This is a genomic window from Haloferax marinum (genome assembly GCF_009674625.1).
GTDB lineage: Archaea > Halobacteriota > Halobacteria > Halobacteriales > Haloferacaceae > Haloferax > Haloferax marinum.
Genome location: NZ_WKJQ01000001.1, coordinates 1,550,344 through 1,565,649, shown reverse-complemented (window position 1 = coordinate 1,565,649; position 15,306 = coordinate 1,550,344). Strand labels below are relative to the sequence as shown.

The window sequence follows — 15,306 nt, the reverse complement described above, 5'->3', positions numbered from 1 at the left end:
TAATGACGAACTACGGCTTAGTAATCGACCAGGAGCGGTGTATTGGCTGTCACGCCTGCGCCATCTCCTGTAAGCAGGAGAACAACGTCCCGATGGGGCAGTTCTGGAACCGCGTCCTCACGGAGGGCGGCGACAAGATCGACACCCCATGCGGTGGCTACCCCGAAGACGGCGGAAGCGGGTCGCTGGACATGCAGTACCAACCGACTGCGTGTCAGCACTGTGAGAACGCACCCTGTGTGAAGGTCTGTCCAGTCAACGCGACCTACACCCGAGAGGACGGTATCGTCGAAATCGACTACGACAAATGTATCGGGTGTCGCTACTGTATGGCGGCGTGTCCGTACAACGCACGGGTGTTCAACTGGGACGAACCCGACCACATGCCCGAACAAGGGACCGGCGACGTGTCTGCTCGTCCGCAGGGTGTCGTCGAGAAGTGTACGTTCTGTAGCCACCGAGTCGACGAAGGACTCGACCCGGCCTGTGTGGTGAACTGTCCGGCAGACGCCCGTATCTTCGGTGACCTCGACGACGAGGCCAGCACCGTCTCGAAGTACATCAACCAGTACGAGACGCACCAACTGCTCGAAGACCGGGGCACGAAGCCGAAGACGTACTACATCAGCGGCAAGATGAGTCCGGGTCGACCACAGACGTCGGACAAACTCGAGAGCGAACTCGACGACGTCGATGTGTGGTCCGACGGCACCGACGACGTGCCTGCCGAAGCCGGCGGTGGAGGCGCCACCGGGTCGTCGACTGGCGGTATCCACTCGATCGACGACGGTGCGGTGCCACACGTCCCCTCTGTGGATGCGGGAGGTGACGACTGATGACGGTCAAAGAACACACCGCGCGGATTGCAATTCCCTCGTTCAACACGAAGGGGAAACTGTGGCTCGGACTGCTCGGCGTCCTGATGGTCATCGGTGTGGCCGCGTGGGGCTACCAGCTCAGTACGGGCCTCATCGCCACGGGAATGCGCAACGTGTTCTCGTGGGGGCTGTACATCATGATGTTCGTCCTGTTCGTCGGTCTCTCGGCGGGTGGGCTCATCATCTCGAGTGCACCGAAGTTCTTCCACTCGCACCGATACGAAGGGTTCGCCAGACTCGGTGTCCTCGTGAGTCTCGCGTGTATCACCGTCGCAGGGCTCCTCATCCTGCCGGACATCGGCCGCCCGGAGCGACTCTACCAGTTCTTCACCTCGCCTGACTTCCGGTCACCGATGGTGTGGGACTTCGGTATCGTCATGCTGTACGGCATGCTGAACGTCTGGTATCTGTGGCTCCTGACGCGCCGCGACTTGGCCGCCCGAGGGTCGCCACTGGCGTTCGGCGTCGAAGACAGCGCGTCCGGTCGTGAGCGTGACCGCACGCTCATGTTCTGGACCGCCACGTTCGCACTGCCGACGGCAGTCGCACTCCACTCGGTGACTGGGTGGATCTTCGCGACGCAAATCGGCCGCGGAAGCTGGTTCAGCCCGCTCGTCGCACCGGTCTTCATCGCGAAAGCGCTCGTCTCCGGTCTCGGGTTGCTCCTCGTCGTGGCGGTGCTCGCAGACCGCTTTACCAACTACGAAGTCGACCGCGAGGAACTCACGAGTCTCGGCAAGATACTCGGTATCTTCCTCGCGTTCCACGTGGTGTACCTGCTCGCCGCAGAGCGCCTCCCGCACGCGTGGGCCGAACACTTCGGGTTCTGGGCGATTACCAACAGCTTCCTCATCGGTGAGACGCCGTACTTCTGGCTGTGGACTATCGTCGGCGGTGCCATCCCGCTCGGCTTGCTGGTGATTCCATCGCTGCGAGAGCGCGTCCCGGTCATCTTCACCGCGAGTGTGCTGGCAGTGTTCGGGACGATGTTCGAGGGAATCCGACTGGTGTTCACCGGCTACGAAGTCGCCAACATCGACGCCGCACCGGGTATCTCGCTCGGTGGGTCGTACTCGGGCATCACGACCGACATCTGGGCGACGGCCGGGTCCTACACGCCGACCCTCGTCGAGGTGGCGATCACGCTCGGTATCGTCGCGTTCGGTGCGCTCGTCGTCACGCTCGGACTGAAGTACGTCCCGATTCAGCGAGTCGACGAACGGCAGGCGTACGCAACTGACGGTGGCAACCAGGACCAACCATGACTGGAAAGGTAGCCCCCGAGACAGACGGCGAGCAGTCGTCAGTTTCGACTGCCGAAGACGACTCGACTCAGTCGGACGTCGCGACGACCTACGCAGTCCTCGCCACGTGCTGGCGGGAACCGACCGAACGAGTAGCCGAGACGGCCACTGCCGGAGCGCTATCGTCTGTGGTCGGCGACGTCGGTGCGGTCGACTACCACGACCTCCGCGCCGAGTACACTCGGCTGTTCATCGGGCCGGTGGGACCACCGTGTCCCCCCTACGAGAGCGTCTACCGCGACGCAGACGCTCCCGACGAGTTCGGTCCGGTCAACGGTCCGGCGACGATGGCCGTCCGCCGCTGGTACGCGGAGTTCGGTGTCGCTCCGTCGTCGGACCACACGGACCTCCCGGACCACATCGCGACCGAACTGGAGTTCGCTGCCCACCTCGCAGAGAAGGGGCTCGACGAGCGACTCGAGCAGTTCCTCGACGAACATCTCCGTGTGTGGGCTGCTGAGTTCCTGACGCTGGTCGAAAACGAGACGCGTGAGGCGTTTTACGCGTCGCTGGCGGCGACGACTCGTGAGGTGATACGACAGTAGGCCGCCCGGTCCATCGGCCGCTGTCTCCCGTCAGGTCTCGACTACCGACTCCCTCCGGTACCACTCCCTCGCCATGATTCACACCGAACGATACGTGTTCGAAGTCACCTACGACGTCCGCGACGACTACCGCGAGGAGTACGAGGCGTGGCTCTCTACGACGACGGTTGCGTGGATGTCGAGCGAGACTGTCTGTGGATTCCACAGCGAGCAGAGTCTGGCGGTCGACTGTCCTGACGTTCGACTTCTGCTCGAGTTCGAGACGTTGGCGGACTGGCTAACGTTCGTCGACTCACAGGCACACCAACGGCACCTCCTCGAACTCAGGACGCTGACGAACGGACTCGACGCGTGCCTCTGGGAACCGACACCAATCTCGCTCACGCCGCCGACCGACAGCGGCCTCCTGTCGTAGTCGGACGATTGCCACGCGAGTCTCCTCACAGCCGAATTTTTTTCGACCCCGGTGCTCACCGCCTTGTCGCACACGTTCGTCACGTAACTGCAACTGGTGCTCGTGGCTACTCGCGAAGAAAAACACGTCTCGACTGGCGCACCGTCGTCACTCTGTAGCGAGTTTCAGTGAGTGTTCTCTGACCGCCCCACAACTGGGGCACTCGTGGTGGTAGTGAACCTCACGACCGTTCGTCTCACTTTTCCAACCTCCCGACTCGTCTTCGTAGCCACACTCGGTACAGACGAGTTCTTCGTGGTCGTAGTAGGATTTGAGCCGTTCCATTGGCGACCGACTCGTATCTTGCGCCATGCTCTGTACTCGTCGTTACGTGGAAAAAATACGCTCTACAGATTCTGCCGAGACGAAATCTGTCGAAAAGTATATGCTCGAAATGCGAATCGGATTTCTCTCACCCTGCCTGGATGTGACCCTTCTTTTCGTTCGACGTGAAGACGGAGATTCGACCGAGGGTGGAAGACGCTCGTCTCTCATCGTCGCTTTGGAGAAGTGGGTCGGTCGGATTTGGAACCCGGTGAGACTCGTCTCACCTGCTCACACTCGCTTCGCTCGTGTGAACCGTGCCGAGACCTCACTTCGTTCGGTCTCGTCGGGTTCAAATCCGTCTTTCGTCCATACACCACGAACTCGGTGTCTCTCGCACACGCTACGCGGTGCTCGGTGGTTGAGTTCGCGCCAAAATGGGACCGCCCGGATTTGAACCGGGGTCACGGGCACCCAAGGCCCGAAGTATACCAGGCTAACCCACGGTCCCGCATATACATCTCTTTTCGTCCCAATGTAAAGGGTTTCGTTCTGATTCGTCAGGTGAGCGGGAAGAAATACGCCACGCCCAACGTAGTCACGATGCCGAGAACTAACTGTAGCGGGCCGCCAACGCGAATATAGTCCGTGAACTTGTACCCGCCCGGACCGTAGACGAACAGGTTCGTCTGGTAGCCAACAGGAGTCATGAACGCCGTCGACGCCGCGAACATGACCGCGAGGACGAACGAGAAGGGCGACGCCCCCAGCGTCGTCGCCGCTTCGATGGCGACGGGAATCATGAGGACGACACTCGCGTTGTTCGAGATGACGTTCGTCAACAGGGCGGTCACGAAGTAGAAGACGCCCAAGACGGCGAGAAGCGGCAGAACCTCGCCACTCATCACGACCATCTCTGCGAGGAGTTCGGCCGCCCCCGAGTTCTCCATCGCGATACCCAGTGGGATGACGCCGGCGAGGAGGAAGATGACGTCCCACTGGACGGCGTCGTACAGTTCGGTCGGCCGGAGACACCTCGTCGCGACCATCGCCAGCGACCCGAGCAACGCCGAGACGACGATGGGTACGAAGTCGAGTGCTGCCAACCCGACGACGCCCGCGACGATACCGACGGCGACTGGAATCTTCGATTCACGGTAGTCGTGGCGCTCGATCTCCTGTGCGACGATGAAGTCCCGATTGGTGTCGAGGCGCTCGATACTATCGACCGTCGCCTGCACGAGCAACGTGTCACCGACTCGGAGTGGGAGGTTGTCCATCCGGCGGCGGATGAGTTCTCCACCACGGCGGAGGGCGAGAACGGTCGCGCTGTATCGCTGGCGGAAACTCGCCGTCGCGAGCGACTCGCCGACGAGCGACGACCCCGGTGCGATGACCACTTCGACGAGGTTCTGGCCTTCGCTCGCGATTTCGAGTTCGTCTTCGGTGACGGTGACCGGGACGAGGTCCAGTCCCTCGACGTCGAGCAGTTCGACCAGCGTGTTGCGGTCGGTTCTGACGGTGAACACGTCGCCGGCTTGAATCTCCTTCGGCCCGAGCGGTTCGAGGAAGACGCTGTCGCCGCGAATCAACTGGAGCAGGTCGACGTCGAACTCCGTCTCCACGAGTGCTTCTTGGACCTGCTGGCCGACGAGGGGTGAATCCTTCCGCACGACCACTTCGGTCAGGTACTCCGCCATCTCGAACTCCTCGGTCAGGTCGAGTCGCGGTTCGATGCGCGACGGGGTCAGTCGGCGGCCGACCGTCATGAGGTAGACCGTCCCGACGACCATGACGACGGCACCGAGCGTCGTGAACTCGAACATCGAGAATGGCGCCTCGCCGGTGATACGCGAGTACACGTCGCTGGCGAGGATGTTAGTCGAGGTTCCGATGAGCGTCAACATACCGCCGAACATCGAGGCGTACGACAGTGGCAAGAGGAGTTTCGACGGCGACGTTCGCCCACGTTCTGCGAGGTCGGTCACCATCGGTAACAGAATCGCCACGGCGGCGGTGTTGTTGATGAACCCGGAGATGGGGCCGACGAGGCCGACGGTCGCGCTCAGTTGCTTCAACTCACTGTCGCCGGTGAGTGCGGAAATCTTCGCGCCGAGTATCTGGATGACGCCGGTTCGCTGGACGCCGTCGCTCAGGATGAACATCGCGAGTACTGTCAGCGTCGCCGTGTTGGCGAACCCCGAGAGCGCGTCGCCGGGATACGACTCGAAGAGGACGATCGGCGTGCCGAGCAGACCCGCTCCGACGAGTGCTTCGGAGACGGGTTGAATCAGCATCAGTGTCACCATGATGCCGATCGCCGTCACGTCGACCGGAACCGGTTCCGTCGCAAAGAGCAGTAATGCGACGAGGATGACGGCGAAGACGACGATGATTGACGGCGTTATCGCTACCACGGACTCACCGACGCGCTGGCACCCGAAAAGCGTGAGGGATACGGAACGTCTGTTCTCCTCGACTGTTCGGGGTCACTCGACGCCGGTGACCCTCGCGCTACCGGCCTTCGTCGTCGTGCTACCGGCCTTCTTCGGCAAGTTCGAGGTCGGCGACGATGTCGTACGGCGACAGTCCGTTTCGGATTCCGTCGAGGATGCGGAACGCTTCTTTCGGGGAGAGGAACTGCCTCGTGATGGCGAGCCCGAGTGGCGTCGGGTCGAGGCCGTCGATGAAGTCCCATTCGAGCAGTTTGCCGACTGCGTGGGTCGTCGGCACCTCTCCGAGCATCCGGTCGTTGAGCGACTTCGCTTTCTTGCCGGCGACGACGATGTTCGCCAGCGTCTCCTCGACGGCCGACGACTCGTCGTAGACCGTTCTGACCTCCTCCATCTCGCCTTTCAGGAGTTTGAACGCGACTTCGTCTTCGGTCATCTCCATCGAGTTGTGGTAGGCGGCGTCGGGTTCGACGAGTAGGTAGACGGTCCCTCTGTCGTGGTAGTCCGGTCGCCCGGCACGGCCGAGCATCTGGCTGAACTCCTGGACAGAGAGCCACTCGATACCCATCGCCAGCGTGTCGAAGATGACCTGTGACGCGGGGAAGTCGACACCGGCGGCGAGTGCGGCGGTGGTCACGACGGCCGCGAGGTCTTGATTGGCGAACTGCCGTTCGACGCGCTTCCGGCGTTTGTAGTCGAGGCCGGCGTGGTACGGGGCGGCGTTGTACTCCAACTTGCGGGAAATCTCGTGACAGCGCCGTCGCGAGTTGGTGAAGATGATGGTCTGTCCACGGTAGCCTTTCGAGGACTTCGTGTCGAACGCCCGTTTGACGAGACGATTCTCGATGCGGGGTTTCTCCTGCCCGTTGGCGAAGGTGACGTGTCGCTCGATTGGGACCGGTCGGTCTTCGTACTCGATGAGTTTCGCCTGTAGGCTCTGACCGAGCCACTTCGGATTGCCGACGGTCGCCGAGAGGTAAATCCACTGCGCTCCGTCGTAATTGTCGCGCCCCTTTGCGCGATTCTCGCAGTAGTATTTCAGCCGCGAAATCATGCCGTCGAGGCGGTGGCCTCGTTCCTCTTCTTTCAGCGTGTGAACCTCGTCGATGACGACGGTGCCGATGTCACCGAGGTCCTTCCCCGTCCGAAGTGCGTGGTCGATACCCTCGTAGGTGCCGACGATGACGTCCGCGTTCGGGTCGAACCGGTTGCCGTCGTCGTTGATTCGGCTCGCACCGACGCGGATGGTGACCTTCCCGAGGTGGCCGTAGCGTTCCTCGAAGTCCTCGTGTTTCTGGTTGGCGAGTGCGACGAGGGGGACGAGAAAGAGCATCTTTCCCTTCCCTTTCAGCATGCGGTCGATACCGGCGAGTTCGCCGATGAGCGTCTTCCCCGTCGCGGTGGCGCTGACGACCAGTTGGTCGTCGCCGCCGAGGACGCCGTTTCGGACGGCCAGACTCTGGACCGGGAGCAACGTCTCGAACCGGTCTGTCAACATCGACTTCAGGTTCGGATGGATATCGAGGTCGGCGGTGTCGACCAAATCCACGTCTTCGGTCGTCGCGCTGATGGTGTCGAACTTCGTCAGGTCGGGGTCTAACTCGCCCTGCAAGAGGTTCGTGATTCGGGTCAGGTCCTGCGTCTCGTAGAGGAGTTCTTCGAGGCGGTCTTGGGCCGCTCTCGTCAGGCCGCCGGCGAAGGAGAGTTCCTGTTCGAGTTCGCTGACGGCGCAGTCGCGGCAGACGTACTCGTGTTCGGCTTTGATGGCCGTCTCGTCGGTGATGGGTGCGTACCGACCGTTTGCCGAACAGCGACGGCAGGTTCGCACGACGAGCGCCTCCAGTTGGTAGCCGTCGAGCATCGCTTTGAGCTCCTCACGGCCGTGAGTGGAGGTCTGTTGTGAGATGCGAATTCGGGAGGCCGACCGTGCGAGTTCGACGAATTGGCTCGGGTCTCGTGGCGTTTCTTCGCCCTTTCGGATGACGAGGAATCGCAACGGACGGGGCCCCGCGTTCGTCTCTTTGAGTTCGAGTTTACCGCGGAGCACCCGCTTTCCATCCCGCTGGACGACGACCAGATAGTCGTCGTCCACCTGGTGGAGAAAGAGCGTGTCGACGCGGGTGACCTGTTTAGACACGGTGCCTGCTACGGTGACGTGGTATTTCAGGGATTCGCCTGCAGGTCGTGTGTGTCGTGCCCTGTCTCGCCTCCTCCGCGTGAGAGCTACTCGTCGACGAGTTCGATGGCGTCGTCACCGTTCGGGACGGCACAGAGGAACGAGCCTTCTTCGTCGGACTCGTTTCGGTACCAGTGGACGGCGCCCGCAGGGATGAAAAGCGAGTCTCCCGCTTCGACGTCGTACTCCTCGCCGTCGATGCCGACGACGTACCGGCCGGAGAGGACGTGCTGTTCGTGTTCGACTTCGTTGGTGTGTTTCGGAACCGAGGCACCCGCGTCGAGGACGAACCGGCGAATCGCAAAGTTGGGTGCCCCGTCGTCACCGGAGATGAGGACGCCTTTCGACATGCCGTCGGCAGCACCGACTGCCTCGTAGTCGATTTCGTCGCCGCGCTTTACCACTGGCTTCGGTCGGGAATCGCTCATGTCTCTCCGTGCATCACCGGTCCGCGTAAGCCTTCTCCCCTCGCACTGGCCTGACTACTTAAGCCCCTCGCGTGACTAGTACTGGTATGCGAGGAATCCGCATCGGTAGCGCCTTCGGCATCCCGATTAGGTTGGACCTCACGTTCCTCCTCATTCTCCCGCTTTTCGCGTGGCTCATCGGGTCAGATATCGGTAATCTCTCAGTTCTCATCAACAACCTCTTTGGGGCGTCGATAGACGGTAGCGCACTCTCTGACGGGTCTCTGCAGTGGATTCTCGGGAGTGCGGCCGCGATTGGCTTGTTCGGTGGCGTTCTCCTCCACGAGTTTGGCCACTCACTCGTCGCCATGCGCTACGGCTACGAAATCGAGTCCATTACGCTGTGGCTCTTTGGTGGCGTCGCCCGCTTCAAGGAGATTCCAGAAGACTGGAAACAGGAGTTCACCATCGCCGTCGCTGGCCCACTCGTCTCTGTCGCCATCGGAATCGTCGCCTACGCCGGGTTCGTCGCACTTCCAGCGTCGCAAGCACCCTTGAAGTTCGTCACCGGCTATCTCGCGCTGATGAACATCTCGCTCGCCGTGTTCAACATGCTCCCTGGATTCCCGATGGACGGCGGTCGAGTCCTCCGTGCGCTTCTCGCCCGGACCCGACCGCACGCCAAGGCGACGCAGATGGCCGCCGAAGTCGGGAAGGTGTTCGCCTTCCTCCTCGGCATCTTCGGGTTGTTCTTCAACCTCTTTCTGGTCGCGTTGGCGTTCTTCATCTACATGGGTGCGTCCGGCGAGGCCCAACAAACCGTCCTCAAAGCGACCTTCCAGGACGTCGTCGTCAACGACATCATGACCACTCGGGAGAATCTCGACGTCGTCGACGTGGAAACGACCGTCGCAGAACTCCTCGAACGGATGTTCGTCGAACGACACACCGGCTATCCAGTCCTCCAGAACGGCTACCTCGTCGGGATGGTCACCCTGGACGACGCCCGTGGCGTGAGAGAGGTCGAACGCGACGCCTACCGGGTCGAAGATATCATGAGCGACGAACTCGCGACGATCGACCCCTCGGCGGACGCGATGGAAGCCATTGCGCTCATGCAAGAACGGAGTGTGGGCCGCCTCCCGGTCGTCGACGAGCAGGGCGAATTCGTCGGCCTCGTCTCCCGGTCTGACCTCGTGACCGCCTTCAACATCATCCGCAGTCGTGGCTCACTCGATTCGACGCCACTCAACGAAGGCGGCCTTCCGCAACTTCGCTAACTGCGCCCGTCGTCCGTCTCTTTTCGTGCCTGTTCGACCGCCGACTCGCTCTCGTAGAGAGCTGCCGTCGCGTGCTCCCACACCCACGAGACGGCGTCGTCGAGGACGGCCGGGTCGGCACCGGTGAGTTTGATTCGCGTCGGGCCACCCCGATTCGGGTAACTACCGACTTCGACGCCGAATCGCTCGGCGACGAGACCGAGTTCACGGGCCACTGCACCCTCCGGCGCGTCGGCGTAGAACTCCCGCGACACTCTGTCGCCGGCGAACCGCTCGGAAATCCTGTCGAACATCGGTTTCATCTCGTCCGGAATTCCCGGCAGGACGTAGACGTTCCCCGCCCGACACCCAGGCGCTAACCCGTCGTCGTTCGGGAGTACTTCCGCACCCGCTGGCATCGAGGCGTACCACGCCACGTCGAGGTCGAAGTCGATGTCTGGCCGGCGTTCGAGAATCGCCGCGATGGTCGTCTCGACCTGTTCGGCCGCCGCTTCGTCGACGACGAACTCGCGGTCCAACCCGGCGGCGACGGCCTCCATCGTGATATCGTCGGGTGTGCCTCCAAGCCCACCGGTTACGACGACCGCGTCGAACGCGGCGCTCCACTCCGCGACGACGTCGGCGATGACGTCGTGGTCGTCCGGGACCGTCTGGATTCGTGCGACTGTCGCACCACCTTCGGTGAGTCGCCGGGCTAACCACGTCGCGTTCGTGTTCTCGATGTCGCCCGCGAGGAGCTCGTTGCCGACGGTGAGGATGGCGACGTTCATGGCTGTCTGGTCGCATTGCTGAGAGAAAGGCGTACTCGTTTTGGTAGCCTCTCGGCGACTCCTGCGACCGGTGTACGCGGACCCACAAAGCCTATGCTCAATAATGTGGTATGTTACCATGCCATGGAGGTGGTGAATCAGAAATGCCTAACCAATCGTCTGCCGCGCGGCGGGGTACACTGTAAGTCCTCGGCCGCAGCCGAGGACGAAGACGAACCCGAACGGTTCGTTCAGAAATACGCGGTGAAGACGAACGATAGAGAACTGACCTCAGCGTCTATCCTGAGGTCCGCAGTCACGGCCTGACTGCGATTCGGTTTTTATCACGCCCCTTGCCCGCTGCCGGCTACCAGTACGTCTGCCGAATCACCGTCTCGTTGACGAAATACGTCGCTTCGGCCACGCTGTCTGCTTCGGTGGTGTCGAAACGTTCTGGGCCACGTATCGTGTGTGAGTTCCGACGATTAGTTGAAGGTAATAACTAATTTATCAAATGGTGTATATCGTGTGGTATGGTTTCGATAATTTATGACTCCGGAGTAGTTGGGGAATCTCAGTCAGAAATTGACGAAATGTCTCAGCGAATGTTGGTGTATCTGCTGACTGAAGGGCCGTCCACTGCAAAAAAGATGCAAGAACCAGTCGGTGCCGAGTCTGAGGAGCAACTTCTCAGACGCATCGATACGCAACTGGGCCGAAGTGGAGCCAACTTCGTCTCAAGAACAACGAATGGTCAGATGACGCTGGAAGGGGACGTAATCGAGCACTATTTGCTAACCGACAGTGGTCGAGAGTTCGTCTACAACCACAAATCGAAATTGTCTCTCCCAGTGACGTTGGACGAATTGAGTAAGAAAGTCAGCGAGGCGCGTGTCTCTCTTGACGAGATTTTCACACAGCTCGAATCTCTCGAAGACCGAATCACCAAGCTCGAATCGCAATAACCTCACTGTTGCTTTCTCCCCGGACATCCCCGCTCAGCCTCTTGGGCCATCTGGTAGTTTGTAATCGGAAGACGGTCCAGGTGCGAGAATTGAACTTTGGTCGCTCTGCTCACTTCGTTCGCGTCGCTCCCGAGTTCAATCTCGCAGTCACACCTCACATCAAATTTCGAGAACGGGTTTGCGCACGCTACGCGGCGCTCACCGGTCGAAATTTGTAGAAGAGGTCCAGGTGCGAGAATTGAACCCGCGTCTCAGCCTCCACAAGGCTGAAGGATAGTCCACTACCCCAACCCGGACACGCTGCAACCATCTGTAATCCGCTACGACTAAAATACGTTACGCTACGGGGCCGGAGTGACAGTACCTCACAGCCTGCATCCTACTGCACCACTTTGAACGCGTGCTTCCACGTCCCCAGATTCGACCCGACCCGCACCCAAAGCGGCACGAGCGCCTCCAGATACCGAGCCGCTGTGATGTCGCCCACGTCCATCACACCGGGCCATCCCAACTCCACGAGAATCTCTTCTGTCCGTGCTTTGGCTTCCTCGTCGTTGCCGCAGATGAACATCGGCGGCGTCCCCTCCTCGAACTCGGGGTCTATCATCTGACTGTTCGAGACGGTGTTGAAGCACTTTACCACCGACGCGTCCGGGAGCGCGTTCTGAATCCGCTCGCCGAGTGAGTCGGTCCCACCCAGTGAGAGGTGGACCTCTCCGGAGGAGAAATCGAGCGGGTTCGTCGCGTCGAAGACGAGTTTCTCCGCGAAGTTCTCGGGGCCGGCCATCTCGACGACTGTCTCTGCGGCGTCACCGAGAACCGCGAGCACGACCACGTCGCCGTGTACTGCTGCGTCGGAGAAACTGCCGACAGCGACGCTTGCAAGGTCGCCTATCGACGCTCGAAGTTCGTCGGGACTTCGCGTCCCGAGCATCACGTCCCACCCGTGGCGGGCGAACCCCCGCCCGAGTGCTTGCCCCACGTCTCCACTCCCGAGAATACCGACACGACTCGTTTCCATCTCCTCTCCTACGGCCTCGGGAGAAATATAGCCACGTGCCAGCGCCCGACGAGAGCGGGAATCTTTTGCTCCTCAACGCCAAATGAACGTCTACGCGTGGCTATCACGGACAAAATCTATCTCAAAAACCACCGCCAAATCGTCTCGCAACTGGACGCCAACATCCCCAAGCGCGTCTTCAGCGGGGCGACACTCGAAGTCCTCTACTCCGGTGAAGGCCTGACGAAGGTCGACGGCGCGACCCGTGACCGACTGCTCGACTTCGCCGAGGACTTCCTCGACTGCGAGAACTCAGACGACATCTACACCGGCTACCCCGAACGGAAGTTCATCAACTACCTCCTCGAACTTCGGGCACAGGGTCTCGGCCCCGACGCCATCGTGGACGTGATGAGCGACGAGTACATGGTGTACGCCTACCCCGGCGACGTGCTGTCGTTCCTCGACGACTCGGTCCGAACGCTGGAGTCGGTCGAAGCACTCGCGGACGTCGAAGGCGACAGAGAGATGCAACAACAGGCACGGCAAGCCAAGAAAGACCTCGTCGGCCCGCGCTAACGACGCGGGGTACGAGAGAAATCGACGGGTTTCGGACGGGCCGTTAGTCACCCAAGTCGAAACGAGTGTTCCTCGCCCGGTGTGTCGAGGTCCTCCAGTTGGATGACCTCTTCGACGTCGTCGCGGTCGTTTTCGAGTTGTTCGCGGAGGTAGTTCACGTAGCTTTTGTGCTCTTCGAGTTGCTCGCGGAGGTGGTCGGCCTCCAGTTCGAGGCGCTCGTGTTCGCGGATGAAGCTCTTCGGAACCTCGACAGTCGGCGGGAACGACGTGTCCTCGCCTTCGCGGAGTGTCTCGAGTTCGTGTTTCGGGACGACCTGCACCTGACCGTCGTGGGCAACTAACGTGTCCACGTAGTCGCGGAAGACGGCGGACAGCGAGATGTCCCGCTCTTCGGCGATCTCCCGAAGCGTCTCGAACGCGTCTTCGTTGACGCGGAACGAGATGGTCTTATTCTTGTTGCCCATGTTACTGTTCGCTCTGTAGTCTGGACACTTAATGGTTCGTCAGACGAGGGACTCAGCGGGTCGAAAAAGCGGAACACGGGGCGTAAAACGGTGGAAACCGTTCGTCACTCCGGCACGAGAGCCGGGGTGTGTCGCCTCGGTGGAGGCGGATTACGCGTTCAGTTCGTCGGCCTGTTCGAGGCTTTCGAGTGCCGCGATGGCGGCGCGTTTGTACTCGTCGGGGTCGAGGTCGTAGTGTTCGCGGGCCATCCGCGCGTACTCGTTGCCTTCGTCGTCGAACTGCTCGATACGTTCGAGCGTTCGGTCGGCAGTCTCGGTCACCCAGCGGTCGCGCGTCGCGGCGTCGACTTCGGTGATGGACTCGGGGCGGACGGAGACGTTGATGTTCCCGTCGTCCGTCTCGTACGTCCGCGGTTTGCCGACGACGGCGACGTACGCGGGTGCTTCGAGGTCACGCAGTGCGCTTGCGGCCTCGGGTTGGTACTGGCCGGCGTAGACGAAGAACGTCCCCGTCGGGTCGACGATGCGACCACGCCAGTACTCGTTGTCTTCGCCGACGTCTTCTTTCTCGGTGAGGGTTCCCACGAGGAAGACGCGGTTCGCGCTCTCGCCCGTCGGGAGCAGCAGGTAGCCGGGCGCGCGCTCGTCGTCGGACTCTTTGAACGTGTAACCGGCGTCGTTGAACTCCTGTGCGAAGACGCGCCGGGCGACCTCTCGGGTTGGGATGTCGTTCGAACTCATTTACATCGACCTCGCTTTGATGAGCAGTTCTTCAGCATCTGTCGGGTCGCTCAGGCGCTCGACTTCGTTGGCGAGCACGTACCGGCGGAACGTCGGGCCGGTGACGCGGTAGTAGTAGCCGACGAGGTCACCGCGCATCTCCTCTTCGACGATGGTGGTGTCGAGGGCGTCCATGGCCATCTGCTTCGCTTCGTCCAGTTCGATGCCGGTCAGTTCCTCGGTCATCTCCCGGTTGAAGATGACTTCTTGGACCTCGTCGCCGTCGTCCAAGACGGCCTTGATGCGAAGGTCGAACTCGCCTTCGACGTTGCCGTGTTCGGAACACCGCCCGTTCTGGAGGACGCGCGTGCAGTCCTCCTCGGGACAGCGTTTGATGAGGCCGCTTCCGGACTGGATGTCCACGAGTGCGCCTTCGACGGCAGTCGAGTCGTCGCCGACTTCGATCTCTTCGTCGAGTTCCGCGATGCTCGTCGTCCGGTTGAGCTTCACGGAGAAGTTGCCCTGGTACTCGTCGGTGACGACGTTCCCGAGTGCGTACGACTTCCCTTCTTCGAGTTCGGGGAGTTCGGACGTGGTGAAGGAGACGAACTTCATCCGGCCGGATTCGTCGCCGAGCAGGCCGACCTGTGCGATGGCGTCGCTCCGGGGTTCCCAGAGGTCGACGACTTTCGCTCGCACGTCGACCCACTGTTCGTCCTGGTCGATGTCGTTGAGTAGGGTCTGTTCGTTGCCGCCGGCGCCGCCGCCGAGTTCGTCGCGCTCGATACCTGCGTCGTCGAGGTAACTGTTGACGACGCTCCGGCGCGCTTCGTCGACTGGGACGCGGTACTCGCTGACGAGGCGTTCGAGTCGCTCTTCGACCTCGTCCGTGGACACGTCTAGATGGTCCGAGAACTGTTCAGCTATCTCCGCTGCGTGGGTTCGCAAATCAGTCATGGTCTTCCTCGCCTCCACCTTGGTTTCCATTGGGAGGCATATCGACGTTGGACCCGTATTGATATAAAAAGTTGCATAGGGCAGAGTGAAAGTGAACAGACCCTCCCGAGC

General features: G+C 61.2%; 16 protein-coding genes and 2 tRNA genes. 7 read left to right on the top strand and 11 right to left on the bottom strand.

Annotated features, from left to right (window positions below):
• Positions 1-2 precede the first annotated feature (2 nt).
• From GJR99_RS08005 to GJR99_RS07990, 4 genes are all read left to right on the top strand, one after another.
• Positions 3-836, top strand: a complete 834-nt coding sequence (locus GJR99_RS08005; protein ID WP_151110969.1) for a 4Fe-4S dicluster domain-containing protein — start codon at positions 3-5, stop codon at positions 834-836.
• Positions 836-2,143, top strand: coding sequence for an NrfD/PsrC family molybdoenzyme membrane anchor subunit (nrfD, locus tag GJR99_RS08000; RefSeq protein WP_151110967.1), 1,308 nt, complete (start codon positions 836-838; stop codon positions 2,141-2,143). The genes GJR99_RS08005 and nrfD overlap by 1 nt, the downstream gene beginning before the upstream one ends.
• A complete protein-coding gene (locus GJR99_RS07995) occupies positions 2,140-2,727 on the top strand; it encodes a TorD/DmsD family molecular chaperone (RefSeq protein WP_151110965.1) in 588 nt (195 codons plus the stop codon). Before nrfD ends, GJR99_RS07995 begins: the two co-directional genes overlap by 4 nt.
• 73 nt (positions 2,728-2,800) lie before the next feature.
• Positions 2,801-3,142: a hypothetical protein gene (locus GJR99_RS07990; RefSeq protein ID WP_151110963.1), complete on the top strand. Its 342-nt coding sequence runs from the start codon at positions 2,801-2,803 to the stop codon at positions 3,140-3,142.
• Positions 3,143-3,289: 147 nt separating this feature from the next.
• On the opposite strand, the gene GJR99_RS07985 is transcribed toward GJR99_RS07990, so the two are convergent.
• The 5 genes from GJR99_RS07985 to GJR99_RS07965 all read right to left on the bottom strand — a co-directional run bounded on the left by GJR99_RS07985 (position 3,290) and on the right by GJR99_RS07965 (position 8,502).
• The gene (locus GJR99_RS07985) at positions 3,290-3,493 is read right to left on the bottom strand and encodes an HVO_0649 family zinc finger protein (protein ID WP_151110961.1); all 204 of its coding nucleotides are present in this window, start codon (positions 3,491-3,493) and stop codon (positions 3,290-3,292) included.
• Between the two features lie 390 nt (positions 3,494-3,883).
• Positions 3,884-3,956 (bottom strand) — tRNA-Pro (locus GJR99_RS07980).
• A gap of 49 nt (positions 3,957-4,005) precedes the next feature.
• Positions 4,006-5,862 carry an SLC13 family permease gene (locus tag GJR99_RS07975; protein ID WP_151110959.1) on the bottom strand — a complete coding sequence of 619 codons (1,857 nt, stop codon included), beginning with the start codon at positions 5,860-5,862 and terminating at the stop codon, positions 4,006-4,008.
• A 118-nt stretch (positions 5,863-5,980) separates the two neighbouring features.
• Positions 5,981-8,035 carry a DEAD/DEAH box helicase gene (locus GJR99_RS07970; RefSeq protein WP_151110958.1) on the bottom strand — a complete coding sequence of 685 codons (2,055 nt, stop codon included), beginning with the start codon at positions 8,033-8,035 and terminating at the stop codon, positions 5,981-5,983.
• 86 nt (positions 8,036-8,121) lie between these two features.
• Positions 8,122-8,502 (bottom strand): cupin domain-containing protein, encoded by a 381-nt coding sequence (locus GJR99_RS07965; protein WP_151110956.1) that lies wholly within the window; start codon positions 8,500-8,502, stop codon positions 8,122-8,124.
• Positions 8,503-8,588: 86 nt separating this feature from the next.
• Here GJR99_RS07965 and GJR99_RS07960 point away from each other — a divergent pair, with 86 nt between their 5' ends.
• The gene (locus GJR99_RS07960) at positions 8,589-9,761 is read left to right on the top strand and encodes a CBS domain-containing protein (protein ID WP_151110954.1); all 1,173 of its coding nucleotides are present in this window, start codon (positions 8,589-8,591) and stop codon (positions 9,759-9,761) included.
• On the opposite strand, the gene GJR99_RS07955 is transcribed toward GJR99_RS07960, so the two are convergent.
• Positions 9,758-10,531: a competence/damage-inducible protein A gene (locus tag GJR99_RS07955; protein WP_151110952.1), complete on the bottom strand. Its 774-nt coding sequence runs from the start codon at positions 10,529-10,531 to the stop codon at positions 9,758-9,760. The two genes, GJR99_RS07960 and GJR99_RS07955, sit on opposite strands and share 4 nt — an antisense overlap.
• A 512-nt stretch (positions 10,532-11,043) precedes the next feature.
• On the opposite strand from GJR99_RS07955, the gene GJR99_RS07950 reads away from it, so the two are divergent.
• Entirely contained in the window at positions 11,044-11,475 is a 432-nt protein-coding gene (locus tag GJR99_RS07950; RefSeq protein WP_151110950.1) for a hypothetical protein, read from the top strand.
• A 223-nt stretch (positions 11,476-11,698) separates the two neighbouring features.
• Here the strand turns inward: GJR99_RS07950 and GJR99_RS07945 are convergent.
• Positions 11,699-11,771: transfer RNA gene (locus GJR99_RS07945), tRNA-His, on the bottom strand.
• Between the two features lie 83 nt (positions 11,772-11,854).
• The gene (locus GJR99_RS07940; protein WP_151110948.1) at positions 11,855-12,496 is read right to left on the bottom strand and encodes an NADPH-dependent F420 reductase; all 642 of its coding nucleotides are present in this window, start codon (positions 12,494-12,496) and stop codon (positions 11,855-11,857) included.
• Between the two features lie 96 nt (positions 12,497-12,592).
• On the opposite strand from GJR99_RS07940, the gene GJR99_RS07935 reads away from it, so the two are divergent.
• The gene (locus tag GJR99_RS07935; RefSeq protein ID WP_151110946.1) at positions 12,593-13,054 is read left to right on the top strand and encodes a DUF5814 domain-containing protein; all 462 of its coding nucleotides are present in this window, start codon (positions 12,593-12,595) and stop codon (positions 13,052-13,054) included.
• Between the two features lie 47 nt (positions 13,055-13,101).
• On the opposite strand, the gene GJR99_RS07930 is transcribed toward GJR99_RS07935, so the two are convergent.
• The 3 genes from GJR99_RS07930 to GJR99_RS07920 form a co-directional block, all read right to left on the bottom strand.
• A complete protein-coding gene (locus GJR99_RS07930) occupies positions 13,102-13,518 on the bottom strand; it encodes a ribbon-helix-helix protein, CopG family (RefSeq protein ID WP_151110945.1) in 417 nt (138 codons plus the stop codon).
• 150 nt (positions 13,519-13,668) lie between these two features.
• Positions 13,669-14,259 carry an RPA family protein gene (locus GJR99_RS07925; RefSeq protein WP_151110943.1) on the bottom strand — a complete coding sequence of 197 codons (591 nt, stop codon included), beginning with the start codon at positions 14,257-14,259 and terminating at the stop codon, positions 13,669-13,671.
• On the bottom strand, positions 14,260-15,195 hold the full coding sequence (locus tag GJR99_RS07920) for a replication factor A (RefSeq protein WP_151110941.1): 936 nt from the start codon (positions 15,193-15,195) through the stop codon (positions 14,260-14,262).
• Positions 15,196-15,306: the final 111 nt, after the last annotated feature.

Excerpts from the sequence above, each read along its gene's own strand:
- GJR99_RS08005 (WP_151110969.1), top strand. The coding sequence starts at position 3 with ATGACGAACTACGGCTTAGTAATCGACCAGGAGCGGTGTATTGGCTGT.
- nrfD (WP_151110967.1), top strand. The coding sequence starts at position 836 with ATGACGGTCAAAGAACACACCGCGCGGATTGCAATTCCCTCGTTCAAC.
- GJR99_RS07995 (WP_151110965.1), top strand. The coding sequence starts at position 2,140 with ATGACTGGAAAGGTAGCCCCCGAGACAGACGGCGAGCAGTCGTCAGTT.
- GJR99_RS07990 (WP_151110963.1), top strand. The coding sequence starts at position 2,801 with ATGATTCACACCGAACGATACGTGTTCGAAGTCACCTACGACGTCCGC.
- GJR99_RS07985 (WP_151110961.1), bottom strand. The coding sequence starts at position 3,493 with ATGGCGCAAGATACGAGTCGGTCGCCAATGGAACGGCTCAAATCCTAC.
- GJR99_RS07965 (WP_151110956.1), bottom strand. The coding sequence starts at position 8,502 with ATGAGCGATTCCCGACCGAAGCCAGTGGTAAAGCGCGGCGACGAAATC.
- GJR99_RS07960 (WP_151110954.1), top strand. The coding sequence starts at position 8,589 with ATGCGAGGAATCCGCATCGGTAGCGCCTTCGGCATCCCGATTAGGTTG.
- GJR99_RS07955 (WP_151110952.1), bottom strand. The coding sequence starts at position 10,531 with ATGAACGTCGCCATCCTCACCGTCGGCAACGAGCTCCTCGCGGGCGAC.
- GJR99_RS07950 (WP_151110950.1), top strand. The coding sequence starts at position 11,044 with ATGGTTTCGATAATTTATGACTCCGGAGTAGTTGGGGAATCTCAGTCA.
- GJR99_RS07940 (WP_151110948.1), bottom strand. The coding sequence starts at position 12,496 with ATGGAAACGAGTCGTGTCGGTATTCTCGGGAGTGGAGACGTGGGGCAA.
- GJR99_RS07930 (WP_151110945.1), bottom strand. The coding sequence starts at position 13,518 with ATGGGCAACAAGAATAAGACCATCTCGTTCCGCGTCAACGAAGACGCG.
- GJR99_RS07925 (WP_151110943.1), bottom strand. The coding sequence starts at position 14,259 with ATGAGTTCGAACGACATCCCAACCCGAGAGGTCGCCCGGCGCGTCTTC.
- GJR99_RS07920 (WP_151110941.1), bottom strand. The coding sequence starts at position 15,195 with ATGACTGATTTGCGAACCCACGCAGCGGAGATAGCTGAACAGTTCTCG.